Consider the following 25713-nt stretch of genomic DNA (forward strand, 5'->3'; position numbering starts at 1 on the left):
CTCCCCTTGCTCACGAGACAATTTGAGGAACTCAAAACATGAACCAGGAACTGACAACCAACCCGTTCAATCCGCTGGCCCAGCCGTCGACCTTCGATGAGATCAAGGTCTCGCTGGCGTCGCCGGAACGGATCCTGTCTTGGTCCTATGGCGAGATCAAGAAGCCGGAAACCATCAACTACCGCACGTTCAAGCCCGAGCGTGACGGCCTGTTCTGCGCGCGCATCTTCGGCCCGATCAAGGACTACGAGTGCCTGTGCGGCAAATACAAGCGCATGAAATATCGTGGCGTCGTCTGCGAGAAATGCGGCGTCGAGGTCACGCTCCAGAAGGTGCGCCGCGAACGCATGGGCCATATCGAACTGGCCGCGCCCGTCGCGCATATCTGGTTCCTGAAATCGCTCCCGTCCCGGATCGGCCTCATGCTCGACATGACGCTGCGCGATCTCGAGCGGGTGCTGTATTTCGAGAATTACGTGGTGATCGAGCCGGGTCTGACGGACCTCTCCTACGGTCAGATGCTGACCGAAGAAGAGTATATGGACGCGCAGGATACCTACGGCATGGATGCCTTCGAAGCCGATATCGGCGCCGAGGCGATCCGCAAGATGCTCGCCAACATCGACCTCGAGGCCACCGCGGAACAGCTCCGTGAGGATCTCAAGGAAGCGACCGGCGAACTGAAGCCGAAGAAGATCATCAAGCGTCTGAAAATCGTGGAGAGCTTCCTCGAATCCGGCAACCGCCCGGAATGGATGATCCTGACCGTGATCCCCGTGATCCCGCCGGAACTCCGTCCGCTGGTGCCGCTCGACGGTGGCCGTTTCGCGACCTCCGACCTCAACGACCTCTACCGTCGCGTGATCAACCGGAACAACCGCCTGAAACGCCTGATCGAACTGCGTGCGCCCGACATCATCGTGCGCAATGAAAAGCGGATGCTTCAGGAATCCGTGGATGCGCTGTTCGACAACGGCCGTCGCGGCCGCGTCATTACGGGGGCCAACAAGCGCCCGCTGAAGTCGCTGTCCGACATGCTGAAAGGCAAACAGGGCCGCTTCCGCCAGAACCTTCTCGGCAAGCGCGTCGACTTCTCCGGCCGGTCGGTCATCGTGACCGGGCCTGAGCTGAAGCTGCACCAGTGCGGCCTGCCGAAGAAGATGGCGCTCGAACTGTTCAAGCCGTTCATCTATTCGCGGCTCGAGGCGAAGGGTCTCAGCTCGACGGTGAAACAGGCGAAGAAACTGGTGGAGAAGGAGCGCCCGGAAGTCTGGGACATCCTGGACGAGGTGATCCGCGAGCACCCGGTTCTTCTGAACCGCGCACCGACGCTGCACCGTCTCGGCATCCAGGCCTTCGAGCCCACGCTGATCGAAGGCAAGGCGATCCAGTTGCACCCGCTCGTCTGCTCGGCCTTCAACGCCGACTTCGACGGCGACCAGATGGCCGTCCACGTGCCGCTCTCGCTCGAAGCCCAGCTCGAAGCCCGCGTCCTGATGATGTCCACGAACAACGTGCTGTCGCCGGCCAACGGCGCGCCGATCATCGTGCCGTCGCAGGACATGATTCTCGGTCTCTATTACATCACGATGGAGCGCGAGGGGATGAAGGGCGAAGGCATGGTCTTCTCCGACATCGAGGAAGTCGAATACGCGCTGACCGCCGGCGAAGTGCACCTGCACGCGAAAATCACCGCCCGGATCAAGCAGATCGACGACCACGGCCAGGAGGTGTGGAAACGCTACGAGACCACGCCGGGCCGCCTGCGCCTCGGTTCGCTCCTGCCGCTCAACGCGAAGGCGCCGTTCGAACTGGTGAACCGCCTTCTGCGGAAGAAGGAAGTGCAGCAGGTCATCGACACCGTCTACCGTTACTGTGGCCAGAAGGAATCCGTGATCTTCTGCGACCAGATCATGTCCATGGGTTTCAAGGAAGCGTTCAAGGCCGGGATCTCCTTCGGCAAGGACGACATGGTGATCCCCGACAACAAATGGGACATCGTCGAGGCCACGCGCGATCAGGTCAAGGATTTCGAACAGCAATACATGGACGGCCTCATCACCCAGGGTGAGAAATACAACAAGGTCGTCGATGCCTGGGCGAAGTGCAACGACAAGGTCACCGAGGCGATGATGTCCACCATCTCCGCCAACAAGCGGGACGAGACCGGCGCCGAGATGGAGCCGAACTCGGTCTACATGATGGCGCACTCGGGGGCCCGTGGCTCCGTCACCCAGATGAAACAGCTGGGCGGCATGCGCGGGCTCATGGCCAAGCCCTCGGGCGAGATCATCGAAACGCCGATCATCTCGAACTTCAAGGAAGGCCTGACCGTGCTCGAGTACTTCAACTCGACCCACGGTGCGCGGAAGGGCCTGTCGGATACGGCGCTCAAGACGGCGAACTCGGGCTACCTGACCCGCCGTCTCGTCGACGTGGCGCAGGACTGTATCGTGCGCGAGGTCGATTGCGGCACCGAACGTGCCGTGACGGCCGAAGCGGCGGTGAACGACGGGGAGATCGTCGCCTCGCTCGCCGAGCGCATCCTCGGCCGCGTGTCCGCCGAGGACGTCCTGAAACCCGGCACCGACGAGGTGCTGGTGTCGAAGGGTGAACTCATCGACGAACGCAAGGCCGACGCGATCGAGGGTGCGGGCGTTGCGTCCATGCGCATCCGCTCGCCGCTGACCTGCGAGGCGGAAGAGGGCGTCTGTGCCCAGTGTTACGGGCGCGACCTTGCCCGCGGCACGCTGGTGAACCAGGGCGAGGCCGTCGGCATCATCGCGGCGCAGTCCATCGGTGAACCGGGCACGCAGCTCACGATGCGGACCTTCCACATCGGGGGCGTCGCGCAGGGTGGCCAGCAATCCTTCCAGGAAGCCAACCAGGAAGGCCGGATCGAATTCCGCAACGCCAACCTGCTCGAGAACAAGCACGGCGAGAAGATCGTGATGGGCCGCAACATGCAGCTCGCGATCATCGACGAGAACGGTGTGGAACGCGCGTCCTACAAACTCGGCTACGGCACGAAGGTGTTCGTGGAAGAGGGTGCGGACATCACGCGGGGCACGAAGCTCTTCGAATGGGATCCCTACACGCTCCCGATCATCGCGGAGAAGGGCGGTCGCGCCAAGTTCGTCGACCTCATCACGGGCCTGTCAGTCCGCGACGAGACCGACGATGCGACCGGCATGACCCAGAAGATCGTGTCCGACTGGCGCTCCGTGCCGCGCGGCGGCGATCTGAAGCCGGAGATCCTGATCGTCGGCGAGGATGGCGAGCCCGCGCGCAATGAGGCCGGCAACCCGGTGACCTACCTGATGTCCGTGGATGCCATCCTCTCCGTCGAGGACGGGCAGGACATCCAGGCCGGTGACGTCGTGGCGCGTATTCCGCGCGAAGGTGCGAAGACGAAGGACATCACCGGCGGTCTGCCGCGTGTGGCCGAACTCTTCGAGGCACGCCGCCCGAAAGATCACGCGATCATCGCGGAGATCGACGGCTACGTGCGCTTCGGCAAGGACTACAAGAACAAGCGCCGGATCACGATCGAGCCGTCCGACGAGACCAAGGAAGCCGTCGAATACATGGTGCCGAAAGGCAAGCACATCCCGGTGGCCGAAGGCGACTTCGTCCAGAAGGGCGACTACATCATGGACGGCAACCCGGCTCCGCACGACATCCTCGCCATTCTCGGCGTGGAGGCGCTGGCGGAATACATGATCAATGAGGTGCAGGAGGTCTATCGCCTTCAGGGTGTGAAGATCAACGACAAGCACATCGAGGTCATCGTGCGCCAGATGCTCCAGAAGTGGGAGATCCTCGACTCCGGGGAAACCACGCTGCTGAAGGGCGAGGCGGTCGACAAGGTCGAGTTCGACGAGGCGAATGCCAAGGCCGAGGCCAAGGGCGGACGTCCGGCGAAAGGTCAGCCGATCCTGCTTGGCATCACCAAGGCGTCGCTGCAAACCCGGTCGTTCATCTCCGCGGCCTCCTTCCAGGAGACCACGCGCGTGCTCACCGAAGCCTCTGTGCAGGGCAAGCGCGACAAGCTCGTGGGCCTCAAGGAGAACATCATCGTGGGCCGCCTGATCCCGGCGGGTACGGGCGGTGCGACCCAGCGCGTGCGCAAGATCGCGCATGACCGCGACGCGAAGGTGATCGAGGAAGCGCGCGCCGAAGCCGAAGCCGCAGCCCAGCTCGCGGCCCCGGTGATGGACATGTCCGACGATGACGATGGCGACAGCCTCATGGTCGAGACGCCCGAGGGCAACGAATAAAACCGGATTTCGGTTTGAAAACAATGGCAAGGCCCCGCCCGTACGGCGGGGCCTCTGCATGCGGACCTGCCGCCCGGAGGCGTCCGGCGGCGCGGGACGGACAGGGACGGGACGGGAAGCCGGAGCGGCTGTTGACAAGCCCCTCGACTCTCCATATACCGCGCTCCATCCGGCTCGGGGGACGTCCCCGTTTCGCCGACTTCTAAATCGTAGTGATCAAGATGCGGGCCACTTTGAGGCCTTCATCCTCTGGGAACTCACCGCGTCGTTCGCCTCGGAATGGGAACGATTGCGGGTTTTCGTGTTACGCGGACGCGTGTGGCACAAGAAATCGTAATCGCCCCGGCTGTGTCCGAGGTTCATCAAAGCAGGAAACGGGAAAGAGCCCCATGCCGACGATCCAACAGCTGATCCGCAAGCCGCGTCAGCCCAAAGTCAAGCGCTCCAAGTCCATGCACCTGGAGCAATGCCCGCAGAAGCGTGGCGTGTGCACGCGCGTCTACACCACGACGCCGAAGAAACCGAACTCCGCTATGCGTAAGGTCGCCAAGGTGCGTCTGACGAATGGCTACGAGGTCATCTCTTACATCCCCGGCGAGAGCCACAACCTTCAGGAACACTCCGTGGTCCTGATCCGTGGCGGCCGTGTGAAAGACCTTCCGGGTGTCCGCTACCACATCCTCCGCGGTGTTCTGGATACCCAGGGCGTCAAAGACCGTAAGCAGCGTCGTTCGAAATACGGCGCGAAGCGTCCGAAATAAGGAGAGCACGGAATGTCCCGTCGTCACGCCGCAGAGAAGCGCGAAGTTCTGCCCGACGCCAAATATGGCGATCGCATCCTGACCAAGTTCATGAACAACCTGATGATCGACGGCAAGAAATCCGTTGCCGAGAAGATCGTCTACAACGCGCTCGACCGTGTTGAATCCAGACTGAAGAAAGCCCCTGTGGAGGTCTTCCACGAGGCCCTCGACAACGTGAAGCCCTCCGTCGAGGTGCGCTCCCGCCGGGTCGGCGGCGCCACCTACCAGGTTCCCGTCGAAGTGCGCGCCGAGCGCCGCGAGGCTCTCGCGATCCGGTGGCTCATCACCGCCTCCCGCGCGCGCAACGAAAACACGATGGAAGAACGTCTTGCCGGGGAACTCCTCGACGCGGTAAACGGCCGTGGCGCTGCTGTGAAGAAGCGCGAAGACACCCACAAGATGGCCGACGCCAACAAGGCGTTCAGCCACTACCGCTGGTAACTCAAGCCTAGGACCGAACACCATGGCACGCGAATATCCCCTCGAACGATACCGGAACTTCGGTATCATGGCGCATATCGACGCAGGCAAGACGACCTGTTCCGAGCGCATCCTCTTCTACACCGGCAAGTCCCACAACCTCGGCGAGGTGCACGACGGTGCGGCCACGATGGACTGGATGGAGCAGGAGCAGGAGCGCGGCATCACGATCACGTCTGCTGCGACCACGACCTTCTGGCAGTGGCAGGAGGACCCGACCGCGGAAGGGACCTACGATACCAAGTATCGTATGAACATCATCGACACGCCCGGACACGTGGATTTCACCATCGAGGTGGAGCGTTCGCTCGCCGTGCTCGACGGCGCCGTCGCCGTGCTCGACGCCAATGCCGGTGTCGAGCCGCAGACGGAGACCGTGTGGCGCCAGGCCGACCGCTACAAGGTGCCGCGCATCGTCTTCGTCAACAAGATGGACAAGATCGGCGCGGATTTCTTCAACTGCGTGCGCATGATCGCGGATCGCACCGGCGCGACTCCCGCCCCGATCCAGATCCCGATCGGCGCGGAGAACGAGCTCGAGGGCATCATCGACCTCGTGACCATGGAAGAATGGGTCTGGAAGGGCGAAGACCTCGGCGCCTCCTGGGTGCGCCAGCCGATCCGTGACTCGCTGAAGGCCACCGCCGACGAATGGCGCGGCAAGCTGGTCGAGAACGCGGTCGAGATGGACGACGCGGCGATGGAAGCCTATCTCGAAGGCGAAGAACCCGACGTCCCGACCCTGCGCAAGCTGATCCGCAAGGGCTGCCTGTCGCTGACCTTCGTTCCGGTCCTCTGCGGCTCCGCGTTCAAGAACAAGGGCGTCCAGCCGCTCCTGAACGCCGTGGTCGACTACCTGCCGAGCCCGCTCGACGTGGTCGATTACATGGGCTTCAAGCCCGGCGACGAAAACGAGGAGCGCAACATCGCCCGCCGTGCGGACGACAACATGCCCTTCGCCGGCCTCGCCTTCAAGATCATGAACGACCCGTTCGTCGGCTCCCTGACCTTCACGCGGATCTATTCCGGCGTGCTCGGCAAGGGCGACAGCATCCTGAACTCCACCAAGGGCAAGAAAGAGCGCATCGGCCGTATGATGATGATGCACTCCAACAACCGCGAGGAGATCGAGGAAGCCTTCGCCGGCGACATCATCGCTCTGGCGGGTCTGAAGGACACCACCACCGGTGACACGCTCTGCGACGCCAAGGAGCCGGTCGTCCTCGAGACGATGACCTTCCCCGAGCCGGTGATCGAGATCGCCGTCGAGCCGAAGACGAAGGGCGACCAGGAGAAGATGTCCGCCGGCCTCGCGCGCCTTGCCGCCGAGGATCCGTCCTTCCGCGTCGAGACCGATATCGAATCCGGTCAGACGATCATGAAGGGCATGGGCGAGCTTCACCTCGACATCCTCGTCGACCGCCTGAAGCGCGAGTTCAAGGTGGAGGCGAATATCGGTGCGCCGCAGGTGGCTTATCGGGAGACCATCTCCCACAAGATCGAGCACACCTACACCCACAAGAAACAGTCGGGTGGGTCCGGCCAGTTCGCCGAGGTCAAGCTCGAGATCACCCCGACCGAGCCGGGCGAAGGCTATTCCTTCGAATCCCGCATCGTCGGCGGTGCCGTGCCGAAGGAATACGTCCCCGGCGTCGAGAAGGGCATCCAGTCCGTCATGGACTCCGGCCCGCTCGCCGGCTTCCCGGTGATCGACTTCAAGGTGGCGCTCATCGACGGCAAGTTCCATGACGTCGACTCCTCGGTGCTCGCCTTCGAAATCGCGTCCCGCATGTGCATGCGCGAAGGCCTCAAGAAGGCCGGTGCGAAGCTGCTCGAGCCGATGATGAAGGTGGAGGTGATCACGCCGGAGGAATATACCGGCGGCATCATCGGGGATCTGACCTCCCGTCGCGGTCAGGTGACCGGCCAGGAAGGGCGCGGCAATGCGGTGGCGATCAATGCCTTCGTGCCGCTCGCCAACATGTTCGGTTACATCAATACCCTGCGCTCCATGTCCTCGGGCCGTGCGCAGTTCACGATGCAGTTCGACCATTACGAGCCTGTTCCGCAGAACATCTCGGAAGAAATCCAGGCCAAATACGCCTGACAGTAACCACGGGGACCGGGCTGCCACCGGTTCCCGCCACGAATAACAGGAGGCCACGCTATGGCTAAAGGTAAGTTTGAGCGCAACAAACCGCACGTGAACATCGGCACGATCGGCCACGTTGACCACGGGAAGACGACGCTGACGGCGGCGATCACGAAATACTTCGGCGACTTCAAGGCCTACGACCAGATCGACGGCGCGCCGGAAGAGAAGGCGCGCGGGATCACGATTTCGACGGCGCATGTGGAATACGAGACCGAGAACCGGCACTACGCGCACGTGGACTGCCCCGGCCACGCCGACTATGTGAAGAACATGATCACGGGTGCGGCGCAGATGGACGGCGGCATTCTGGTGGTGAACGCGGCCGACGGCCCGATGCCGCAGACCCGTGAGCACATCCTGCTCGCGCGTCAGGTCGGCGTGCCGGCGCTCGTCGTGTTCCTCAACAAGGTCGACCAGGTCGACGACGAGGAGCTTCTGGAGCTCGTGGAGATGGAAGTGCGCGAGCTTCTGTCGGAATACGACTTCCCCGGCGACGACATTCCGATCATCGCGGGGTCGGCTCTGGCCGCGCTCGAAGGCCGTGATCCGGAAATCGGGGAGAACAAGATCCGCGAGCTTCTGGCGGCGGTGGACGAGTATATCCCCGAGCCGGAGCGCGCGGTGGACCAGCCGTTCCTGATGCCGATCGAGGACGTGTTCTCGATCTCCGGCCGCGGCACGGTTGTGACGGGTCGCGTGGAGCGCGGCGTGATCAACGTGGGCGACGAGATCGAGATCGTCGGGATCAAGGACACGAAGAAGACGACCTGCACGGGCGTCGAGATGTTCCGCAAGCTGCTCGACCGCGGGGAAGCGGGCGACAACATCGGCGCGCTGCTGCGCGGCGTGGACCGCGACCAGGTGGAGCGCGGCCAGGTGCTGTGCAAGCCGGGCTCCGTGAAGCCGCACAAGAAGTTCGAATCCGAGGTCTACATCCTGACCAAGGAAGAGGGCGGCCGCCACACGCCGTTCTTCGCGAACTACCGTCCGCAGTTCTACTTCCGGACGACGGACGTGACGGGGACGGTTCAGCTTCCTGACGGGACCGAGATGGTGATGCCGGGCGACAACCTGAAGTTCACGGTTGAGCTGATCGCGCCGATCGCGATGGAAGAGGGCCTGCGCTTCGCCATCCGCGAAGGCGGCCGGACCGTGGGTTCGGGCGTCGTGTCGAAGATCCTCGAGTAAGCTCGGGCTCCGCAAGAGCCTCTGACAGGGGGCGGCCGTCGGTTTGGCACGCCAAAGCGACGAGACGCCCGCCGGTCGGGAACAAGGAAGGGCATCCCAAACGGGGTGCCCTTTTGCATCGGATATGAACCTCGCCTGCCAAAGTGGGGACGGACAGGAAAGCAGAGGCCCCGCCGCAGGCGGTTTTTCCCGTCCGGCCGCGGTGATGGTTGCAGGATCCGGGAGCTGAGGACATCCTGCGAAACCCGCGGTCTCCTTCCCAGGGGTACACGGCTTTCGCAGTTTGACCGGAGTGAAGGGGCGGGGGGGTGACAATATCCCTTGCCACATCTCCCGTCGCCCTGTATAGCGCGCGGGTTCTCTCCCGAGAGAACGCATGGAGAGGGATTCGCCCGTCCGGGCCGCTCTCCATAGGGTTCGATGTGGGGCCGTAATGAGACGTGCTCGACCTCTCAACCTCAATATGCCTACAGAAAGGCAACGCAATGCAAAGCCAGAACATCCGTATTCGGCTCAAGGCGTTCGATTTCCGCGTGCTCGACTCCTCGACCCAGGAAATCGTCAACACGGCGAAGCGCACCGGCGCGCAGGTCCGTGGACCGATCCCGCTGCCGAACAAGATCGAGAAGTTCACGGTTCTCCGTGGCCCTCACATCGACAAGAAATCCCGCGACCAGTTCGAGATCCGCACGCACAAGCGTCTGCTCGACATCGTGGATCCGACTCCGCAGACCGTGGACGCGCTGATGAAGCTCGACCTCGCGGCCGGCGTTGACGTCGAGATCAAGGTCTGAGGAGGGCAATCAGGACATGTTGCGCTCTGGTGTTATCGCGAAGAAGGTCGGCATGACCCGCCTCTTCATGGAAGACGGCAAGCAGATCCCTGTCACCGTTCTCCAACTCGACAATCTTCAGGTGGTCGCCCAGCGGACCGTCGAGAAGGACGGCTATACCGCCGTTCAGCTCGGTGCCGGTTCCGCGAAGGCGAAACGCACCTCTCAGGCCATGCGCGGTCACTTTGCCGCCGCCAATGTTGCGCCCAAGCGCAAGGTTGCGGAATTCCGCGTGGATGAGGACAACCTGATCGGCGTGGGCGAGGAAATCATCGCCGACCATTACTTCGAAGGTCAGTTCGTCGACGTTTCCGGCATTTCGATCGGTAAAGGCTTTGCCGGTGCCATGAAACGCCACAACTTCGGCGGTCTGCGCGCCTCCCACGGCGTGTCCATCTCCCACCGGTCGCACGGCTCCACGGGTCAGTGTCAGGATCCGGGCCGGGTGTTCAAGGGCAAGAAGATGGCCGGTCACATGGGCGCGGTGCGCATCACGACCCAGAACCTCCAGGTCATCCGCACCGACAGCGACCGTGGCCTCATCATGGTCAAGGGCGCCGTTCCCGGCTCCAAGGGTGGCTGGGTGACGATCAAGGATGCCGTGAAGAAACCGTTCCCCGAGAACGCGATCCTTCCGGCCGCGCTGAAATCCGCGGCTGACGAAGCCGCGAAAGCCGCTGAGGAGGCCGCTGCCGAAGCCGCCGCCGCCGAAGCTGCCGCCGCTGAAGCCGCCGCCGCCGAAGCCGCTGCCGCGGAAGAAGCCGCCCTCAAGGACGCCGAGGCATCCATCGAGGCCGATAAGAAGGAAGGCGAAGAATGAAACTCGACGTGATCAAACTCGACGGCGGGAAAGCCGGCACGCTCGATCTCGACGAGGCCCTGTTCGGGCTCGAGCCGCGCGCCGACATTCTTCACCGCGTGGTCCGCTGGCAGCGCAACAAGGCGCAGGCCGGCACCCACAAGGTCAAGACCCGTTCGGAAGTGTCCTACTCCACCAAGAAGATCTATCGCCAGAAGGGCACCGGCGGCGCACGCCACGGCTCCCGCAAGGCGCCGATCTTCCGCAAGGGGGGGATCTACAAGGGCCCGACGCCGCGGTCCCACGCCCATGAGCTGACGAAGAAATTCCGCAAGCTCGGGCTGAAGCATGCGCTCTCCGCGAAGGCCGCCTCCGGCAATCTCGTGGTCCTGGACGAGGCGAAGCTCGCCGAAGCCAAGACCGCGCTGCTGGCGAAGGCCGTCAAGGAGCAGGGCTGGAAACGCGTTCTGGTGATCGACGGTTCCGATGTCGATGCGAATTTCAAGGCTGCGGCCGCGAACATCGCCGGCGTCGACGTGCTGCCGACCATTGGCGCCAACGTCTATGACATCCTGAAGCGTGACACGCTCGTGATCACGAAAGCGGGTGTCGAAGCTCTGGAGGCTCGCCTGAAATGACCAGCAAAGCTGAACTCTACGACGTGATCCGCAAGCCGGTCATCACCGAGAAAGCCACCATGGCCTCGGAGAACGGCGCGGTCGTGTTCGAAGTCGCCATCGACGCGAACAAGCCGCAGATCAAGTCCGCTGTCGAAGAACTCTTCGGCGTGAAGGTGAAGGCGGTGAACACCGTCGTCACCAAGGGCAAGACCAAACGCTTCCGCGGCCAGCCGGGCAAGCGCAAGGACGTCAAGAAAGCCTATGTCACGCTCGAGGACGGCAACGCCATCGACGTGACCACCGGTCTCTGATTTTTCAGGACCAGGTTAGACATGAAGATGCCCCTCGGCGAGAGCCGGGGGGCTTTTCGTATGCCCTGCCAAGCCATCAATCGGGTGCGGTGTATAGCGAGGAGCGCCCTCCCGTTTGAACCGGAGGCCGGGCACATGGGAGCCCGTTCCGAAGGTTTCATTGGCACGGCCGGTCTCTGCAGTGATTTGGGCGCAAAGCTCGCCCCTGGAGAATTCGGGCGACCTCTCCAATACTCTTCCAAGAGGTCGATGGATCATTCGCAGCGTGGCTCGGGCATACTTTGCCGTGCTCGCGCGTGCGCCAGATACAATGAGGTGTCGGACGGGTGCTTTTGAGGGAGACCTCAATCGAAACTCCCTGCCGAATATCGGCATTGAACGTCTTGCGGTGAATGTGCTGAGGTCTATCCATGTTCTCGCCCCTGAAATCTTTGTCCTCAAGATGTCAGGAAGCGATGAAGATTTGAATAATGTAGAGTGCGTTGCGTTTAGTCATCTGAAATGCACTCCACGGGCCGGCGCTCGCGGTCATCTTCCACCCCCAGCGCATTATTTCCACTCCGCACTGGACTCCCCCGCGAACTCCCCCTATACACCGCCCATCTCACGGCCCCGGATTCGTTTCCGGGGCTTGTGATTTGTGTGGGACGAGGGCCCCTGAGCCCCCGGCCTGAGACGAAAACGGGTCGTAGCGCGATGCTACATCACAGGACCCAAAGCTAACGGAAGACAGAAACTATGGCACTCAAGTCGTATAAACCGACGACGCCTGGCCAGCGTGGGCTGGTTCTGATCGACCGTTCGGAGCTTTGGAAAGGTCGCCCCGTCAAATCCCTCACCGAGGGTCTGACGAAGAACGGCGGCCGGAACAACACCGGACGGATCACGATGCGCCGCAAGGGCGGCGGGGCAAAGCGTCTCTATCGCATCGTCGACTTCAAGCGGAACAAGTTTGACGTCGCCGCGACCGTGGAACGGATCGAATACGACCCGAACCGCACCGCGTTCATCGCGCTCATCAAATACGAAGACGGCGAACAGGCCTATATCCTCGCGCCGCAGCGCCTGGCCGTGGGTGACAGGGTCGTCGCCTCCGCCAAGGCAGACGTGAAGCCCGGCAACGCGATGCCCTTCTCCGGCATGCCGATCGGCACGATCGTCCACAACGTCGAAATGAAGCCCGGCAAGGGCGGCCAGATCGCGCGTGCGGCGGGCACCTACGCCCAGTTCGTCGGCCGCGACGGCGGCTATGCCCAGATCCGCCTCTCCTCCGGCGAGCTGCGTCTCGTCCGTCAGGAATGCATGGCGACGGTCGGCGCCGTCTCCAACCCCGACAACTCCAACCAGAACATCGGCAAGGCCGGTCGGAACCGCCACAAGGGCATCCGTCCGTCTGTCCGCGGTGTTGTCATGAACCCGATCGACCACCCGCACGGCGGTGGTGAAGGCCGCACCTCCGGTGGCCGTCACCCGGTGACCCCGTGGGGCAAGCCGACGAAAGGCGCGAAGACGCGCAAGAACAAGGCGACGGACAAATTCATCGTCCGCTCGCGTCACGCTCGGAAGAAGGGTCGCTAAGATATGGCACGTTCTGTCTGGAAAGGCCCGTTTGTGGACGCCTACGTCCTCAAGAAGGCCGAGAAATCGCGCGAGAGCGGTCGCAACGAGGTCATCAAGATCTGGTCCCGCCGTTCCACCATCCTGCCTCAGTTCGTTGGTCTGACGTTCGGCGTCTACAACGGCCAGAAGCATATCCCTGTCAACGTCACGGAAGACATGATCGGTCAGAAGTTCGGCGAGTACGCGCCGACCCGCACCTATTACGGTCACGCCGCCGACAAGAAAGCGAAACGGAAGTAAGTCATGGGTAAGGCAGCAAATCCCCGCCGCGTGGCTGACAACGAGGCAATGGCGAAAACCCGCATGCTTCGCGTTTCCCCGCAGAAACTGAACCTCGTGGCCCAGATGATCCGCGGCAAGAAGGTCGACCGTGCCCTCACGGATCTCACCTTCTCCAACAAGCGTATCGCCCAGGACGTGAAGAAATGCCTTCAGTCCGCGATCGCCAATGCCGAGAACAACCACAATCTCGACGTCGATGAGCTCATCGTTGCCGAAGCCTGGGTTGGCAAGAACCTGACCATGAAGCGCGGTCGCCCGCGTGCCCGTGGCCGGTTCGGCAAGATCATGAAGCCGTTCGCGGAAATCACCATCAAGGTGCGTCAAGTCGAGGAGCAAAACTAATGGGTCATAAAGTCAACCCGATCGGTATGCGCCTCCAGGTCAACCGCACCTGGGACAGCCGCTGGTACGCCGATACGAAGGATTACGGCGATCTTCTTCTCGAAGATCTGAAAATCCGCGATTTCATCAAGGAAGAATGCAAGCAGGCCGGTGTGTCGCGCGTCATCATCGAGCGCCCGCACAAGAAATGCCGCGTGACCATTCACACCGCCCGTCCGGGTGTCATCATCGGCAAGAAAGGCGCGGATATCGAAACCCTGCGCAAGAAAGTCGCCGCGATGACCGACAGCGAGCTGCACCTCAACATCGTTGAAGTGCGCAAGCCGGAACTCGACGCGCAGCTCGTGGCCGAGTCCATCGCCCAGCAGCTCGAGCGTCGGGTGTCCTTCCGCCGCGCCATGAAGCGCGCCGTGCAGAACGCCATGCGCATGGGGGCCCTTGGCATCCGTGTGAACGTCGCCGGCCGTCTCGGCGGTGCGGAGATCGCGCGGACCGAATGGTATCGCGAAGGTCGCGTTCCGCTTCACACCCTGCGTGCGGACATCGACTACGCCCATGCCGAAGCTTCGACGCCCTATGGCATCATCGGCATCAAAACCTGGATCTTCAAAGGCGAGATCATGGAACACGACCCGCAGGCTCGTGACCGTCGCGCCGAAGAAGCACAAGCCGGTCCGGCGCCCCGTGGCGACCGTGGCGGCCGCCGCTAAGGAGGGTCTGAAACATGCTTCAGCCTAAGCGTACAAAATTCCGCAAAATGCACAAAGGCCGGATCCACGGCGATGCAAAGGGCGGGTCGGATCTGAACTTCGGCACCTTCGGCCTCAAGGCCGTGGAGCCCGAGCGCATCACCGCGCGTCAGATCGAAGCCGCCCGCCGTGCCATGACGCGCCACATGAAGCGTCAGGGCCGTGTCTGGATCCGTATCTTCCCGGACACCCCGGTGACCGCGAAGCCGGTCGAGGTGCGGATGGGTAAAGGTAAGGGCTCCGTGGACCGCTGGGTCTGCAAGGTCAAGCCCGGCCGCGTGATGTTCGAGATCGACGGTGTCGGCGAAGACATCGCCCGCGAGGCCCTGCGCCTTGCCGCGATGAAGCTTCCGATCAAGACCCGCACCTTCGTCCGCGAAGACTGGTAAACGTGCCGTCCGCGTCAGCGGACTGTCACGGGCATGTGGCAGCCGTTTTCACAGAAAACGACGGGAACATGCTCCGGTAAAAATTGACAGACCCCCGCCGAGAGATCGGCGGGGGTTTTGTCTTGTCTGATTTTTCTTTGTTCCTCCGTCCCTTGTCCTTGGCTGCGGCGGCACACATATCCGTCCCGGACATCTACAGGAGACGACATCCATGCGCGCGCAGCTTGCCGCCTTCCTCGACCGCCCCCTGACCCGCTACACGATCATGGGCGTCATTCTGTTCAACGCGGTGATCCTCGGGCTGGAAACCTCGCCCGCGGTCATGTCCCGCGTCGGCGGGATCATCACCTTTCTCGACGGGCTCTGCCTCGCGATCTTCGCCGCCGAAATCGCGGCAAAGATCTACGCGCGCGGCGCGCGGTTCTTTCGCTCCGGCTGGAACCTGTTCGATTTCGTGATCGTCGCGGTGTCCTTCGTCCCGGCGGGGCAGGGCTTCGCGGTGCTCCGCGCCCTGCGCATCCTGCGCCTTCTGCGCGTCGTCTCCGTCGCCCCGACGTTGCGCCGGGTGGTGGAGGGCTTCCTCTCCGCGCTTCCGGGCATGGGCTCGGTCTTCCTGCTGATGGGGGTGATCTTCTACATCGCCTCGGTCATGGCGACGAAGCTCTTCTCGCAGACCTTCCCCGAATGGTTCGGGGATCTCGGCGCCTCGGCCTATACGCTGTTCCAGATCATGACGCTGGAGAGCTGGTCCATGGGCATCGTGCGCCCGGTGATGGAGGCCCATCCCGATGCCTGGCTGTTCTTCGTCCCCTTCATCCTCGTGACCACCTTCGCGGTGGTGAACCTCGTCGTCGGCCTCATCGTGAACTCGATGCAGGATGCCCATGCGGAGGAAAGCAACGCCGCGACGGACAGCTACCGCGACGACGTGCTGGCACGGCTGGAGCGGATCGAGAAGGGGCTGAAGGAGCGGGGCTGAGCCCTCACTCGCCCCATTTGTAGTTGAAGCTCACCGACACCCGGTCGTATTCCGAGCGGTTCATCATGACCTCGTGGCGCAGCCAGCTTTCCCAGAGCATCACGTCGCCCGCCTCGGGCGCCATGTAGATGAAATTCTGCATCTCCCGCCGCGCCTCCTTCCGGCGCGCGGGGGAGGCCATCATCATCGCGTGGCGCGGATCCTCGAGCCGCAGGGAGGAGGCCCCGTCCGGCATCGCCACATAGGTCGTGCCCGAGATCACCGAATGCGGGTGGATATGGGCGGAGTGATAGCCGCCCTCCGGCAGGATGTTGATCCACAGGTCCTCGAGCACCAGCGGCCGGTCGCCGAGATCGAAGTCCAGATCCTCCGCGAAGCGCGCCACATGCCGGTCCAGGCTTTCGACCATGTCCTTGAAGATCGGGAACCGCCAGGGCAGGTCGGTGAGGGAGGCATAGGAGGTGTAGCCGGGATAGCCTTTCTCGTCGCACCATTGCTGCCCGGCCTCGTCGTCCTCCGCGATGGCATAGCAGCTGTCGAACAGCTCGTCCTGGTCGAGCGCGGGGCCGAAGGCATCGAGGCGATCCCTGTAAAGACGGGTGACGAAAAGGGATTCGATTGGCATGGTGTCTTCCTGGGACTGTGGATGCGCTGCGACACGGGATCGCATGGATGGCGAAAGATCGCATCCGGGGGAGGCGAATGCAATGCGGCGACCTACCTCAGGTCCGAACAGCAAAGGAGAGACGACCATGTCCAACGAAACCACGCTCAAGCATCTCAACACCGCACTCCAGATGGAACTCACCGCCACGCATCAGTACCAGTTGCATGCCCATGTGCTCGAGGATTGGGGGCTCGACCTGCTCGCCGCGAAGATGCGCGAGGAATCCAGCGAGGAGACCGGCCATTCCAATCGTTTTCTCGAGCGGATCTTCGAACTGGACGGCGAGCCGGAAATGGCCTTCAACGCGACGCCGAAGGTGGCGAAGTCGCTCCGCAACATGTTCGAGATGGACATGGCCGACGAAAAGGAGGCGATCGACTTCTACACCAAGGCGGCGAAGGACGCCTTCGCGGCGGACGATCTGAAGACGAAGAGACTTTTCGAGAGCATCGCCATCGACGAGGTCGGCCACAAGAACTGGCTTGATCTGCAACTGAGCCTGATCGAACGGATCGGCGAACAGAACTACGCCTCGAAATACGTATCCGGCGCCGACGCGGGCGAGGACTGACCGCGCCCGCCTGCGCCCCGCTGCCGCGGCGGCGGGGCGGTTCGCCGCCTCAGAACACCCGCTGGACGCTGCGCGACAGGAAGAAGCCGTGCCCGTCCTCGTTGCGGCATTCGAGCCCCGAGGTCGAGGAGGTACAGGTGAACCCGCCGAACTCGCCTGTCACGCCATATTCCGCCCGATCGAAGCCGTCCCGGCTGCGGTCGAGCGGCTGGCAATACATGGTCACGACCCCGCGGTCCGTCATTCCGAAATCGTGCCCCCAGTCCTCGACGCAATTCGCGGGTCTCGGATAGGGGGAGGGGCCGTCGATCTCGATGATCGTGCAGAGGATGTCGGAGGCTCCGGCTTCGAGCCCGACGCTGCACTGGACGTTTTCGGACGGAGTCTCGAAGGTGAAGACATCGGCATGGGCAGGAGCGGCGGCGAAAGACAGCAGACAGAGCGGCAGAACACGCATGGGAACCTCGTACCGGAGAGCAACGTAACGGCCGAAGCCTATCACCTCCGTCGATTCCCGGAAAATCCCAAGTTTTCCTTGCGCACCTGCCGCCATGCCCTTATAGAGCGGCATCTCACAGATTCCCCTTCGGGGGAGTCGTGCGCTTTGACATAACCCACCGGACCGAATGTCACCCCGAAACGGGCGCATTCCGGTGCTAACAGGACCAAGGAGAGGCGAACAATGAACGCCCAGGAACTGCGTGCGAAAACGCCGGACGAGCTCAGGAACGAGCTCGCCAACCTGAAGAAAGAGGCCTTCAACCTGCGCTTTCAGCAGGCGACCGGTCAGCTCGAAAACACCGCTCAGATGCGTAAGGTCCGCCGCGATGCCGCGCGCGTGAAAACCATTCTGAACGAAAAAGCCAACACGGCCGAGTAAGGAGAGCGACCCATGCCCAAACGTATTCTTCAAGGTGTCGTCACCTCGAATGCCAACGAACAGACCGTGACCGTGTCCGTGGAGCGCCGCTTCAAGCACCCGGTTCTGAAAAAGACCATCCGTAAGTCCAAGAAGTACCGGGCTCACGATGAGAACAACCAGTTCAACGTCGGGGACACCGTCCGCATCGTGGAATGTGCGCCGAAGTCGAAAACCAAGCGTTGGGAAGTGCTCGTCTGATCTGATCGGACAAGCCTCCTCCCAGCTTAATCGAAACCCTGGGGATCACGACAACTGCATGTCGCCCCAAAGGTCGGGAGAAACCAAATGATCCAGATGCAGACCAATCTGGATGTCGCTGACAACTCCGGCGCTCGCCGTGTTCAGTGCATCAAGGTCCTCGGCGGTTCCCACCGTCGTTACGCCTCCGTGGGCGACATCATCGTGGTGTCGGTCAAGGAAGCGATTCCGCGTGGCCGCGTGAAGAAGGGCGACGTCCGCAAGGCCGTCGTCGTGCGCACCGCTAAGGAAGTCCGTCGCGAAGACGGCACCGCGATCCGTTTCGATCGCAACGCCGCCGTCATCCTCAACAACAACAACGAGCCCGTCGGCACCCGTATCTTCGGGCCGGTGGTTCGTGAGCTGCGCGCGAAGAACTTCATGAAGATCATCTCGCTCGCTCCGGAGGTGCTCTGATGGCTGCCAAGCTGAAAAAAGGCGACAAGGTCGTCGTCCTCGCCGGTAAGGACAAGGGCAAGCAGGGGGAAATCACTTCCGTGCTGCCGTCCAGGGGCAAGGCCATCGTGGAAGGCGTGAACGTCGCCATCCGTCACCAGCGCGCCGCGCAGGGCGAGCAGGGGGGCCGTCGTCCGGTCGCCATGCCGATCGACCTGTCGAACCTCGCGCTTCTCGATGCCAACGGCAAGGCCACCCGCGTCGGCTTCCGCATGGAAGGCGACAAGAAGGTGCGCTTCGCCAAGACCACGGGAGACGTGATCTGATGCTCGACACCACCGATTACACCCCGCGCCTCAAGGCCGCGTATCGCGACAGCATTCGTGCCGCTCTGAAAGAAGAGTTCGGCTACAAGAACGACATGCAGATCCCGCGCCTCGACAAGATCGTGCTGAACATCGGCTGCGGCGCCGAGGCCGTGAAGGATTCCAAGAAGGCGAAATCCGCCCAGGAAGATCTCACCGCCATCGCCGGCCAGAAGGCGCTCGTCACGAAGGCGAAGAAGTCGATCGCCGGCTTCCGCGTGCGTGAGGACATGCCGCTTGGTGCGAAGGTCACCCTTCGCGGCGACCGCATGTATGAATTCCTCGACCGTCTGATCACGATCGCCATGCCTCGCATCCGCGACTTCCGCGGCGTTCCGGGCACCTCCTTCGACGGCCGTGGCAACTATGCCATGGGCATCAAGGAGCACATCGTGTTCCCCGAGATCAACTTCGACCAGGTGGACGAAGTCTGGGGGATGGACATCGTCATCGCCACCACGGCGAAAACCGACGCTGAAGCCAAGAGCCTGTTGAAAGCCTTCAACATGCCCTTCAACAGCTAATCGCGCGAGGAGTTTGAGAACATGGCAAAGAAATCCATGATCGCACGCGAGCGCAAGCGCGAGAAGCTGGTGGCCCAATACGCTGCCAAGCGCGCTGCTCTCAAAGAGGTCATCTACGACCAGGACAAGCCGATGGAAGAGCGGTTCCGCGCCTCCCTGAAACTTGCTGAACTGCCGCGCAACAGCTCGGCGACCCGCCTTCACAACCGTTGCCAGCTGACCGGCCGCCCGCATGCGTACTACCGCAAGCTGAAGGTCTCCCGGATCATGCTGCGGGAACTCGGCTCCTTCGGCCAGATCCCCGGCCTCGTGAAATCGAGCTGGTAAGGAGGACAGAGTATGAACGATCCTATCGGCGATATGCTCACCCGCATCCGCAACGCTCAGCTGCGCGGCAAATCCACGGTCTCCACGCCGGCCTCCAAGCTGCGCGGCTGGGTCCTCGATGTGCTGCTCGAAGAGGGCTACATCCGCGGCTATGAGACAGGCACGGACTCGAACGGTCATCCGACCCTCGAGATCAGCCTGAAATACTTCGAAGGCACCCCGGTCATTCGCGAACTGAAACGGGTCTCCAAACCCGGCCGTCGCGTCTACCTCGGTGTCAAGGACATTCCGCAGGTCCGCCAGGGCCTCGGTGTGTCGATTGTCTCCACCCCCAAGGGTGTGATGTCGGACGCGAACGCTCGCGCCAACAACGTTGGCGGCGAAGTGCTCTGCACCGTCTTCTAAGGAGGTCACCCGATGTCTCGTATTGGTAAGAAACCGGTCGAGCTGCCCAGCGGCGTTACCGCCTCTGTGTCCGGCCAGACCATCGAAGTGAAGGGCCCGAAAGGCACCCATTCCTTCACCGCCACGGACGACGTGACCATCGCTGTCGAAGAAGGCGCAGTCACCGTCACCCCGCGCGGCAAGTCCAAGCGCGCGCGCCAGCAGTGGGGCATGTCCCGCACGATGGTCGCGAACATGGTTCAGGGCGTCACCGACGGCTTCAGGAAAGAGCTCGAAATCAACGGCGTGGGGTACCGCGCCCAGATGCAGGGCAACGTTCTGAAGCTGAACCTCGGCTACTCCCACGAAGTGAACTTCGAGGTTCCGGACGGCGTGACCGTCACGGCGCCGAAGGTCACGGAGATCGTGGTGGAAGGCTCCGATCCGCAGCTCGTCGGCCAGGTTGCGGCCAATATCCGCGAATGGCGTGCTCCCGAGCCCTACAAGGGCAAGGGGATCAAGTACAAGGACGAGTATATCTTCCGCAAGGAAGGCAAGAAGAAGTAAGGACGCTCATCATGGCAAACAGCAAACGGACCCTGTTTCTGAAACGCCGCCTGCGCGTTCGGAACAAACTTCGCAAGAGCAATGTCGGAAAGCTGCGTCTTTCCGTGCATCGCTCGAACAAGAACATCAGCGTTCAGCTGATCGACGACGTTCAGGGCAAGACCCTCGCTGCCGCCTCCTCGCTCGAGAAGGATCTCGGCGTGGTCGGCAAGAACAACGTCGAAGCGGCGGCGAAAGTCGGCGCGGCGATCGCGGAGCGGGCAAAGAAAGCCGGTGTCGAGGAATGCTACTTCGACCGCGGCGGCTTCCTCTTCCACGGCAAGGTGAAGGCTCTCGCCGACGCCGCGCGTGAAGGCGGGCTGAAGTTCTGAAGACCTGCGGGGGGCGGTGACGCCCCCCCGATGATCCGGGGCTCCGCATCGGGCGGACCGCCACCGGGATCGAGTTCAACGGCGCCTCTCCCCGAGGATCAGCGCGCCACCTGATAAGGAAAGTTCTATGGCAGAACGTGAAAACCGCCGGGACCGTCGCGACCGCGACGAAGCTCCGGAATTCGCCGATCGTCTCGTCGCGATCAACCGTGTGTCCAAAACCGTGAAGGGTGGTAAGCGCTTCGGCTTTGCGGCTCTCGTGGTCGTGGGCGATCAGAAAGGCCGCGTCGGTTTCGGCAAGGGCAAGGCGAAAGAGGTCCCCGAGGCCATTCGCAAAGCCACCGAGCAGGCGAAACGCCAGATGATCCGCGTCCCCCTCAAGGAAGGCCGCACCCTGCACCACGACATGAACGGCCGTCACGGCGCCGGTCGCGTCGTCATGCGCACGGCCCCGACCGGGACCGGGATCATCGCCGGTGGTCCGATGCGCGCCGTGTTCGAAATGCTGGGCGTCCAGGATGTCGTCGCCAAGTCGATCGGCTCCCAGAACCCCTACAACATGATCCGTGCCACGCTCGACGGTCTCCGCAAGGAGGCCTCTCCGCGCTCCGTCGCGCAGCGTCGTGGCAAGAAAGTCGCGGACATCCTGCCCAAGCGCGAAGACGCGCCGCAGGAGAGCTCGCAAATCGCTGAGGAGGCTTGATCCATGGCCAAAACCATCGTCGTGAAGCAGATCGGCTCCCCGATCCGTCGCCCGGCCATCCAGCGCCGCACCCTCGTCGGCCTCGGCCTCAACAAGATGCACAGGACGCGTGAGCTCGAGGACACTCCCTCGGTGCGCGGCATGGTCGCCTCGATCCCGCATCTCGTGGAAATCGTCGAAGAGCGCGGCTGAGCCGCCCTCCCGCGACAGGACCAGCGAACGCCCCGCCCGATCCGGCGGGGCGTTTTGCATTGCGCGGACAGGGCAGGGGCGGGGCCCGGCCTGGCGCGCCTGCCGTCGGGAAAGGTCATTTCGCGGGCGAGTCCGGCGTTTAATGATGCAAGAATGACCAGTTTCAAAACTGATTGCATTTTGTGCATATCGGCTTGCTGAAAACAGGGGGATGTCAATCTTCCCGGACATCTCTACATCGGCGGTGCTCCCAGAGAGATCACAACGCACGGGGCATCTGGCCCCGGTTACAAGGACATCCGCCATGGCACATATCGCCCATCCCGCCGTTTCCGGCTCTTCCCCGCTGCGCCGCCTGCGCGCCCTGTTCGACGGCCTGCGTCACGCCTACGCCCGTCACCGCGCCTACGGCCAGACCTTCCGGCAGCTCGACGCGCTCTCCGATCACGAGCTCGCCGACATCGGCGTCGCCCGGCCGGAGATCCCGTCCATCGCCCGCCGTGCCGCCGACGCCGTCTGACGCCACCGCCGCATCCCATCTTTCCGAGGTCCCGACATGCAATCCGCCGTCACCTTCCCCACCGCGATCCGCCCCGTTTCCGTGCTCCTGCTCGCCCTGAAATCCCGCTGGCAACAGGGCCCCGCCCCGAGCTGGACCGAATATCTGCGCGCCACCCGCGGCTGATCCGCGCAGCGCACCACACGACAGGAAACGCCCCGCGATGCGTCGCGCGGGCGTTTTGCGTTGGCGAAATCCGGCGGCAATGTCCGACAAGACGCGCTCCGATCGCCATGTGGTGCTTGATCCGCCGGGCGCGCCGGTCTATACGCCCCCGGTGGACAACCCTGTCCGCAAGAATCAATCACGAACGCCGTGTGTGCCCGCTCCGTCGCTGGAGGGCATTTCCGGCAAGGAGAAGCGACATGAAACTGCACGAACTGCGCGACAATGAAGGCGCTGCGAAGAAACGCACGCGCGTCGGCCGCGGCCCCGGCTCCGGCAAGGGCAAGATGGGTGGCCGTGGTATCAAGGGCCAGAAATCCCGCTCCGGCGTGGCCATCAACGGCTACGAGGGCGGCCAGATGCCGCTCTACCAGCGCCTGCCCAAGCGCGGCTTCACCAAGCCGAACGCCAAGAAATACGCCGTCGTCAACCTCGGCCTGATCGAGAAATTCGTCGAGGCCGGCAAGCTCGACGCGGGCAACGTGACCGAAGAGACCCTCGTGTCCTCCGGCCTCGTGCGCCGCAGGCTCGACGGCATCCGCGTCCTCGCCAAGGGCGACGTGAAATCGAAACTCACCATCACCGCGACCGGCGCCTCCAAGGCCGCCATCGACGCTGTCGAAAAAGCGGGCGGTTCGCTCTCCGTGGCCGCGAAGGCCGACGCGGCCGCCGAATAAGGGTTGAGCGAAAGGGCGCAGCCCCTTAAATCAGCCTTGAGTTTTCCAAGCGCCGCCCCCGGAAGACCGGTCGGGCGGCGCTGTCGCGAAGAAAGAGACCATTAATGGCATCCGCAGCAGAACAAATGGCGGCGAACCTCGACTGGAGCACCCTCGGGAAGGCCAAGGAGCTTCGCCAGCGCATCTTTTTCACCCTCGGTCTTCTGATCGTCTACCGCCTCGGCACCTTCATCCCGGTGCCGGGCATCGACGGCAACGCCCTCCGCGACTTCATGGAGCAGGCCGCCAACGGCATCGGCGGCATCCTGTCGATGTTCACCGGCGGCGCGCTCGGCCGCATGGGGATCTTCGCGCTCGGCATCATGCCCTATATTTCCGCGTCGATCATCGTCCAGCTGCTGACCGCCATGGTCCCTTCCCTCGAACAGCTCAAGAAAGAGGGCGAGGCGGGGCGCAAGAAGATCAACCAGTATACCCGCTTCGGCACGGTCGCGCTCGCGCTGTTCCAGGCCTACGGTCTCGCCGCCTCGCTCGAGGCGGGCGATCTCGCCCATGATCCGGGCTGGTATTTCCGCGCGGGTGTCGTGATCACCCTCGTCGGCGGCACCATGTTCCTGATGTGGCTCGGCGAGCAGATCACCCAGCGCGGCATCGGCAACGGCATCTCGCTCATCATCTTCGTCGGCATCGTGGCCGAGATCCCCGGCGCGCTCGCGCAGTTCTTCGCCTCCGGCCGGTCCGGCGCGATCTCCCCCGTGATCATCCTCGCCGTGGTCGTGATGATCGTCGCCGTCATCGCCTTCGTCGTCTTCATGGAACGCGCGCTGCGAAAGGTGCATATCCAGTATCCGCGCCGCCAGCAGGGCATGCGCATCTACGACGCGCAATCCTCCCACCTGCCGATCAAGGTGAACCCCGCAGGCGTCATTCCGGCGATCTTCGCCTCCTCGCTCCTGCTCCTGCCGACGACGATCGCGACCTTCTCCGGCCAGCAGGACGTGGGTCCGGTGATGTCGACGATCCTCGCCTATTTCGGCCCCGGACAGCCGCTCTACCTTCTGTTCTTCGCGCTGATGGTCGTGTTCTTCGCCTATTTCTACACCGCAAACGTCGCGTTCAAGACGGATGACGTGGCCAAGAACCTGAAGAACCAGAACGGCTTCATCCCCGGCATCCGTCCGGGCAAGAAGACCGAGGAACACCTGGACTACATCGTGTCCCGGATCCTCGTGCTCGGCTCCGCCTATCTCGCCGCAGTCTGCCTTCTGCCCGAGATCCTGCGCAGCCAGTTCGCCATTCCGTTCTATTTTGGCGGAACTTCCGTGCTGATTGTGGTATCCGTCACGATGGACACGATCCAGCAAATCCAGTCCCACCTTCTGGCGCACCAGTATGAGGGGCTGATCGAAAAATCGCAGCTGCGCGGGAGGAAGCGCAGCAAGAGAGGGACAGCAAGACGATGAACATTATTCTCCTTGGCCCGCCGGGTGCGGGCAAAGGCACCCAGGCACGCCGCCTCGTCGAGGAGCGGGGCATGGTGCAGCTTTCGACCGGCGACATGCTGCGCGAAGCCCGCACCTCCGGCACCGACATGGGCAAGAAGGTCGCCGCGATCATGGATGCGGGCCAGCTCGTCACCGACGAGATCGTGATCGGCCTCATCGAGGAGAAGATCCGCGACGGCAATGCGGCCGGGTTCATCTTCGACGGCTTCCCGCGCACGCTGGCGCAGGCCGACGCCCTCTCCGAGCTTCTGTCGCGCAACGGCGCGCAGCTCGAGGCGGTGATTGAGATGCGGGTGGACGACGAGGCGCTGGTGCAGCGCATCACCGGCCGCTTCACCTGCGGCAATTGCGGCGAGGTCTATCACGACGTCACCAAGCCGACGAAACAGCCGGGCGTGTGCGACGTCTGCGGCTCCACCGATCTGAAGCGCCGGGCGGACGACAACGAGGACAGCCTCAAGACCCGCCTGATGGAATATTACAAGAAGACCTCGCCGCTCATCGGCTATTATTATGCCAAGGGCGACCTGAAGAGCGTCGACGGCCTGCAATCGCCCGACGAGGTGGCCGGGGAGATCGCGAAAGCGCTCGCATGAGTGGTTATCCGCCGGAGGGCCTTGACCCTCCGGTGATTCCCCTCTATGGCAACCCATCCCCGACGGGGTAAAGGATTCGCTTACGGGTCGCACCCAGACGCAATCATCATCGCATTCAGCTGTGGCTCGCGAGGGACCCCCCGCGGGCTTCCGTT

At 62.9% G+C, this 25713-nt stretch carries 34 protein-coding genes; 32 read left to right on the plus strand and 2 right to left on the minus strand.

From position 1 onward, the window contains the following. Positions 1-38 precede the first annotated feature (38 nt). From rpoC to P73_RS03345, 15 genes are all read left to right on the plus strand, one after another. Positions 39-4280 carry a DNA-directed RNA polymerase subunit beta' gene (gene rpoC / locus P73_RS03275; RefSeq protein ID WP_043868438.1) on the plus strand — a complete coding sequence of 1414 codons (4242 nt, stop codon included), beginning with the start codon at positions 39-41 and terminating at the stop codon, positions 4278-4280. Between the two features lie 389 nt (positions 4281-4669). Beyond that, entirely contained in the window at positions 4670-5041 is a 372-nt protein-coding gene (gene rpsL / locus P73_RS03280) for a 30S ribosomal protein S12 (protein WP_005980675.1), read from the plus strand. A gap of 12 nt (positions 5042-5053) precedes the next feature. Continuing rightward, positions 5054-5524: a 30S ribosomal protein S7 gene (gene rpsG, locus P73_RS03285; protein ID WP_043868439.1), complete on the plus strand. Its 471-nt coding sequence runs from the start codon at positions 5054-5056 to the stop codon at positions 5522-5524. A 22-nt stretch (positions 5525-5546) separates the two neighbouring features. Further along, positions 5547-7670: an elongation factor G gene (gene fusA, locus P73_RS03290; protein ID WP_043868440.1), complete on the plus strand. Its 2124-nt coding sequence runs from the start codon at positions 5547-5549 to the stop codon at positions 7668-7670. 60 nt (positions 7671-7730) lie between these two features. Next, complete coding sequence (gene tuf, locus P73_RS03295) at positions 7731-8906, plus strand: elongation factor Tu (RefSeq protein WP_043868431.1); 1176 nt, start codon at positions 7731-7733, stop codon at positions 8904-8906. A gap of 485 nt (positions 8907-9391) precedes the next feature. Beyond that, the gene (gene rpsJ / locus P73_RS03300) at positions 9392-9700 is read left to right on the plus strand and encodes a 30S ribosomal protein S10 (RefSeq protein WP_043868441.1); all 309 of its coding nucleotides are present in this window, start codon (positions 9392-9394) and stop codon (positions 9698-9700) included. 16 nt (positions 9701-9716) lie between these two features. Beyond that, positions 9717-10559, plus strand: a complete 843-nt coding sequence (gene rplC, locus P73_RS03305; protein ID WP_043868442.1) for a 50S ribosomal protein L3 — start codon at positions 9717-9719, stop codon at positions 10557-10559. Next, positions 10556-11176 carry a 50S ribosomal protein L4 gene (gene rplD, locus P73_RS03310; protein ID WP_043868443.1) on the plus strand — a complete coding sequence of 207 codons (621 nt, stop codon included), beginning with the start codon at positions 10556-10558 and terminating at the stop codon, positions 11174-11176. The genes rplC and rplD overlap by 4 nt, the downstream gene beginning before the upstream one ends. Beyond that, positions 11173-11469: a 50S ribosomal protein L23 gene (locus P73_RS03315; protein ID WP_043868444.1), complete on the plus strand. Its 297-nt coding sequence runs from the start codon at positions 11173-11175 to the stop codon at positions 11467-11469. The genes rplD and P73_RS03315 overlap by 4 nt, the downstream gene beginning before the upstream one ends. Positions 11470-12207: 738 nt before the next feature. Further along, positions 12208-13047 carry a 50S ribosomal protein L2 gene (rplB, locus tag P73_RS03320; RefSeq protein ID WP_043868445.1) on the plus strand — a complete coding sequence of 280 codons (840 nt, stop codon included), beginning with the start codon at positions 12208-12210 and terminating at the stop codon, positions 13045-13047. Between the two features lie 3 nt (positions 13048-13050). Beyond that, positions 13051-13329, plus strand: a complete 279-nt coding sequence (gene rpsS / locus P73_RS03325) for a 30S ribosomal protein S19 (protein ID WP_043868446.1) — start codon at positions 13051-13053, stop codon at positions 13327-13329. 3 nt (positions 13330-13332) lie between these two features. Beyond that, the gene (rplV, locus tag P73_RS03330; RefSeq protein WP_043868447.1) at positions 13333-13713 is read left to right on the plus strand and encodes a 50S ribosomal protein L22; all 381 of its coding nucleotides are present in this window, start codon (positions 13333-13335) and stop codon (positions 13711-13713) included. Then, the gene (gene rpsC / locus P73_RS03335; protein WP_043868448.1) at positions 13713-14423 is read left to right on the plus strand and encodes a 30S ribosomal protein S3; all 711 of its coding nucleotides are present in this window, start codon (positions 13713-13715) and stop codon (positions 14421-14423) included. The genes rplV and rpsC overlap by 1 nt, the downstream gene beginning before the upstream one ends. 14 nt (positions 14424-14437) lie before the next feature. Next, positions 14438-14851, plus strand: coding sequence for a 50S ribosomal protein L16 (rplP, locus tag P73_RS03340; RefSeq protein ID WP_043868449.1), 414 nt, complete (start codon positions 14438-14440; stop codon positions 14849-14851). 211 nt (positions 14852-15062) lie between these two features. After that, positions 15063-15830, plus strand: coding sequence for an ion transporter (locus P73_RS03345; RefSeq protein ID WP_043868450.1), 768 nt, complete (start codon positions 15063-15065; stop codon positions 15828-15830). 4 nt (positions 15831-15834) lie between these two features. On the opposite strand, the gene P73_RS03350 is transcribed toward P73_RS03345, so the two are convergent. Continuing rightward, positions 15835-16455, minus strand: a complete 621-nt coding sequence (locus P73_RS03350) for a TIGR02466 family protein (protein ID WP_043868451.1) — start codon at positions 16453-16455, stop codon at positions 15835-15837. Between the two features lie 127 nt (positions 16456-16582). On the opposite strand from P73_RS03350, the gene P73_RS03355 reads away from it, so the two are divergent. Continuing rightward, positions 16583-17068: a bacterioferritin gene (locus tag P73_RS03355; protein ID WP_043868452.1), complete on the plus strand. Its 486-nt coding sequence runs from the start codon at positions 16583-16585 to the stop codon at positions 17066-17068. A 49-nt stretch (positions 17069-17117) separates the two neighbouring features. Here the strand turns inward: P73_RS03355 and P73_RS03360 are convergent, their stop codons facing one another. Next, entirely contained in the window at positions 17118-17525 is a 408-nt protein-coding gene (locus P73_RS03360) for a DUF6636 domain-containing protein (RefSeq protein ID WP_052453530.1), read from the minus strand. 225 nt (positions 17526-17750) lie between these two features. On the opposite strand from P73_RS03360, the gene rpmC reads away from it, so the two are divergent. The 16 genes from rpmC (at position 17751) to P73_RS03435 (ending at position 25558) form a co-directional block, all read left to right on the plus strand. Continuing rightward, entirely contained in the window at positions 17751-17948 is a 198-nt protein-coding gene (rpmC, locus tag P73_RS03365) for a 50S ribosomal protein L29 (RefSeq protein ID WP_043868453.1), read from the plus strand. Positions 17949-17960: 12 nt separating this feature from the next. Continuing rightward, the gene (rpsQ, locus tag P73_RS03370; RefSeq protein WP_043868454.1) at positions 17961-18188 is read left to right on the plus strand and encodes a 30S ribosomal protein S17; all 228 of its coding nucleotides are present in this window, start codon (positions 17961-17963) and stop codon (positions 18186-18188) included. Positions 18189-18275: 87 nt separating this feature from the next. After that, positions 18276-18644 (plus strand): 50S ribosomal protein L14, encoded by a 369-nt coding sequence (gene rplN / locus P73_RS03375; protein WP_009574016.1) that lies wholly within the window; start codon positions 18276-18278, stop codon positions 18642-18644. Beyond that, complete coding sequence (gene rplX / locus P73_RS03380; protein ID WP_043868455.1) at positions 18644-18949, plus strand: 50S ribosomal protein L24; 306 nt, start codon at positions 18644-18646, stop codon at positions 18947-18949. The genes rplN and rplX overlap by 1 nt, the downstream gene beginning before the upstream one ends. Further along, the gene (gene rplE, locus P73_RS03385; protein WP_043868456.1) at positions 18949-19512 is read left to right on the plus strand and encodes a 50S ribosomal protein L5; all 564 of its coding nucleotides are present in this window, start codon (positions 18949-18951) and stop codon (positions 19510-19512) included. Before rplX ends, rplE begins: the two co-directional genes overlap by 1 nt. Before the next feature lie 21 nt (positions 19513-19533). Further along, on the plus strand, positions 19534-19839 hold the full coding sequence (gene rpsN, locus P73_RS03390) for a 30S ribosomal protein S14 (RefSeq protein ID WP_043868457.1): 306 nt from the start codon (positions 19534-19536) through the stop codon (positions 19837-19839). A gap of 12 nt (positions 19840-19851) precedes the next feature. Next, complete coding sequence (gene rpsH / locus P73_RS03395) at positions 19852-20244, plus strand: 30S ribosomal protein S8 (RefSeq protein WP_043868458.1); 393 nt, start codon at positions 19852-19854, stop codon at positions 20242-20244. Between the two features lie 12 nt (positions 20245-20256). Then, positions 20257-20790 carry a 50S ribosomal protein L6 gene (rplF, locus tag P73_RS03400; protein WP_043868459.1) on the plus strand — a complete coding sequence of 178 codons (534 nt, stop codon included), beginning with the start codon at positions 20257-20259 and terminating at the stop codon, positions 20788-20790. An 11-nt stretch (positions 20791-20801) separates the two neighbouring features. Continuing rightward, complete coding sequence (rplR, locus tag P73_RS03405; RefSeq protein WP_043868460.1) at positions 20802-21161, plus strand: 50S ribosomal protein L18; 360 nt, start codon at positions 20802-20804, stop codon at positions 21159-21161. 127 nt (positions 21162-21288) lie between these two features. Then, the gene (gene rpsE, locus P73_RS03410) at positions 21289-21864 is read left to right on the plus strand and encodes a 30S ribosomal protein S5 (RefSeq protein ID WP_043868461.1); all 576 of its coding nucleotides are present in this window, start codon (positions 21289-21291) and stop codon (positions 21862-21864) included. 3 nt (positions 21865-21867) lie between these two features. Next, positions 21868-22056 (plus strand): 50S ribosomal protein L30, encoded by a 189-nt coding sequence (gene rpmD / locus P73_RS03415; RefSeq protein WP_043868462.1) that lies wholly within the window; start codon positions 21868-21870, stop codon positions 22054-22056. Between the two features lie 304 nt (positions 22057-22360). Next, positions 22361-22576, plus strand: coding sequence for a DUF1127 domain-containing protein (locus P73_RS03420; protein WP_043868463.1), 216 nt, complete (start codon positions 22361-22363; stop codon positions 22574-22576). A gap of 36 nt (positions 22577-22612) precedes the next feature. Continuing rightward, complete coding sequence (locus P73_RS26625; protein WP_275451663.1) at positions 22613-22741, plus strand: hypothetical protein; 129 nt, start codon at positions 22613-22615, stop codon at positions 22739-22741. Between the two features lie 239 nt (positions 22742-22980). Continuing rightward, entirely contained in the window at positions 22981-23457 is a 477-nt protein-coding gene (gene rplO / locus P73_RS03425) for a 50S ribosomal protein L15 (protein ID WP_043868464.1), read from the plus strand. 104 nt (positions 23458-23561) lie between these two features. Further along, on the plus strand, positions 23562-24920 hold the full coding sequence (secY, locus tag P73_RS03430; RefSeq protein WP_174446900.1) for a preprotein translocase subunit SecY: 1359 nt from the start codon (positions 23562-23564) through the stop codon (positions 24918-24920). Beyond that, positions 24917-25558, plus strand: coding sequence for an adenylate kinase (locus P73_RS03435; RefSeq protein ID WP_043868466.1), 642 nt, complete (start codon positions 24917-24919; stop codon positions 25556-25558). The genes secY and P73_RS03435 overlap by 4 nt, the downstream gene beginning before the upstream one ends. Positions 25559-25713 lie beyond the last annotated feature (155 nt).

The sequence above is a fragment of the Celeribacter indicus genome (assembly GCF_000819565.1).
In the GTDB taxonomy this organism is placed as follows: domain Bacteria; phylum Pseudomonadota; class Alphaproteobacteria; order Rhodobacterales; family Rhodobacteraceae; genus Celeribacter; species Celeribacter indicus.

Bases quoted from the DNA above. Each gene is read 5' to 3' on its own strand.
- P73_RS03420 (WP_043868463.1), top strand. From the start codon at position 22,361: ATGGCACATATCGCCCATCCCGCCGTTTCCGGCTCTTCCCCGCTGCGC.
- rpsJ (WP_043868441.1), top strand. From the start codon at position 9,392: ATGCAAAGCCAGAACATCCGTATTCGGCTCAAGGCGTTCGATTTCCGC.
- rplX (WP_043868455.1), top strand. From the start codon at position 18,644: ATGGCTGCCAAGCTGAAAAAAGGCGACAAGGTCGTCGTCCTCGCCGGT.
- P73_RS03355 (WP_043868452.1), top strand. From the start codon at position 16,583: ATGTCCAACGAAACCACGCTCAAGCATCTCAACACCGCACTCCAGATG.
- rplF (WP_043868459.1), top strand. From the start codon at position 20,257: ATGTCTCGTATTGGTAAGAAACCGGTCGAGCTGCCCAGCGGCGTTACC.
- P73_RS03360 (WP_052453530.1), bottom strand. From the start codon at position 17,525: ATGCGTGTTCTGCCGCTCTGTCTGCTGTCTTTCGCCGCCGCTCCTGCC.
- secY (WP_174446900.1), top strand. From the start codon at position 23,562: ATGGCATCCGCAGCAGAACAAATGGCGGCGAACCTCGACTGGAGCACC.
- rplC (WP_043868442.1), top strand. From the start codon at position 9,717: ATGTTGCGCTCTGGTGTTATCGCGAAGAAGGTCGGCATGACCCGCCTC.
- rplV (WP_043868447.1), top strand. From the start codon at position 13,333: ATGGGTAAGGCAGCAAATCCCCGCCGCGTGGCTGACAACGAGGCAATG.
- P73_RS03350 (WP_043868451.1), bottom strand. From the start codon at position 16,455: ATGCCAATCGAATCCCTTTTCGTCACCCGTCTTTACAGGGATCGCCTC.
- P73_RS03435 (WP_043868466.1), top strand. From the start codon at position 24,917: ATGAACATTATTCTCCTTGGCCCGCCGGGTGCGGGCAAAGGCACCCAG.
- rplB (WP_043868445.1), top strand. From the start codon at position 12,208: ATGGCACTCAAGTCGTATAAACCGACGACGCCTGGCCAGCGTGGGCTG.
- tuf (WP_043868431.1), top strand. From the start codon at position 7,731: ATGGCTAAAGGTAAGTTTGAGCGCAACAAACCGCACGTGAACATCGGC.
- rpsQ (WP_043868454.1), top strand. From the start codon at position 17,961: ATGCCCAAACGTATTCTTCAAGGTGTCGTCACCTCGAATGCCAACGAA.
- rplE (WP_043868456.1), top strand. From the start codon at position 18,949: ATGCTCGACACCACCGATTACACCCCGCGCCTCAAGGCCGCGTATCGC.
- rplP (WP_043868449.1), top strand. From the start codon at position 14,438: ATGCTTCAGCCTAAGCGTACAAAATTCCGCAAAATGCACAAAGGCCGG.
- P73_RS03315 (WP_043868444.1), top strand. From the start codon at position 11,173: ATGACCAGCAAAGCTGAACTCTACGACGTGATCCGCAAGCCGGTCATC.
- rpsH (WP_043868458.1), top strand. From the start codon at position 19,852: ATGAACGATCCTATCGGCGATATGCTCACCCGCATCCGCAACGCTCAG.
- rplO (WP_043868464.1), top strand. From the start codon at position 22,981: ATGAAACTGCACGAACTGCGCGACAATGAAGGCGCTGCGAAGAAACGC.
- fusA (WP_043868440.1), top strand. From the start codon at position 5,547: ATGGCACGCGAATATCCCCTCGAACGATACCGGAACTTCGGTATCATG.
- rpsN (WP_043868457.1), top strand. From the start codon at position 19,534: ATGGCAAAGAAATCCATGATCGCACGCGAGCGCAAGCGCGAGAAGCTG.
- rpsL (WP_005980675.1), top strand. From the start codon at position 4,670: ATGCCGACGATCCAACAGCTGATCCGCAAGCCGCGTCAGCCCAAAGTC.
- rpsE (WP_043868461.1), top strand. From the start codon at position 21,289: ATGGCAGAACGTGAAAACCGCCGGGACCGTCGCGACCGCGACGAAGCT.
- P73_RS26625 (WP_275451663.1), top strand. From the start codon at position 22,613: ATGCAATCCGCCGTCACCTTCCCCACCGCGATCCGCCCCGTTTCCGTG.
- rplN (WP_009574016.1), top strand. From the start codon at position 18,276: ATGATCCAGATGCAGACCAATCTGGATGTCGCTGACAACTCCGGCGCT.
- rpoC (WP_043868438.1), top strand. From the start codon at position 39: ATGAACCAGGAACTGACAACCAACCCGTTCAATCCGCTGGCCCAGCCG.
- rplD (WP_043868443.1), top strand. From the start codon at position 10,556: ATGAAACTCGACGTGATCAAACTCGACGGCGGGAAAGCCGGCACGCTC.
- rpsG (WP_043868439.1), top strand. From the start codon at position 5,054: ATGTCCCGTCGTCACGCCGCAGAGAAGCGCGAAGTTCTGCCCGACGCC.
- P73_RS03345 (WP_043868450.1), top strand. From the start codon at position 15,063: ATGCGCGCGCAGCTTGCCGCCTTCCTCGACCGCCCCCTGACCCGCTAC.
- rpmD (WP_043868462.1), top strand. From the start codon at position 21,868: ATGGCCAAAACCATCGTCGTGAAGCAGATCGGCTCCCCGATCCGTCGC.
- rplR (WP_043868460.1), top strand. From the start codon at position 20,802: ATGGCAAACAGCAAACGGACCCTGTTTCTGAAACGCCGCCTGCGCGTT.
- rpsC (WP_043868448.1), top strand. From the start codon at position 13,713: ATGGGTCATAAAGTCAACCCGATCGGTATGCGCCTCCAGGTCAACCGC.
- rpmC (WP_043868453.1), top strand. From the start codon at position 17,751: ATGAACGCCCAGGAACTGCGTGCGAAAACGCCGGACGAGCTCAGGAAC.
- rpsS (WP_043868446.1), top strand. From the start codon at position 13,051: ATGGCACGTTCTGTCTGGAAAGGCCCGTTTGTGGACGCCTACGTCCTC.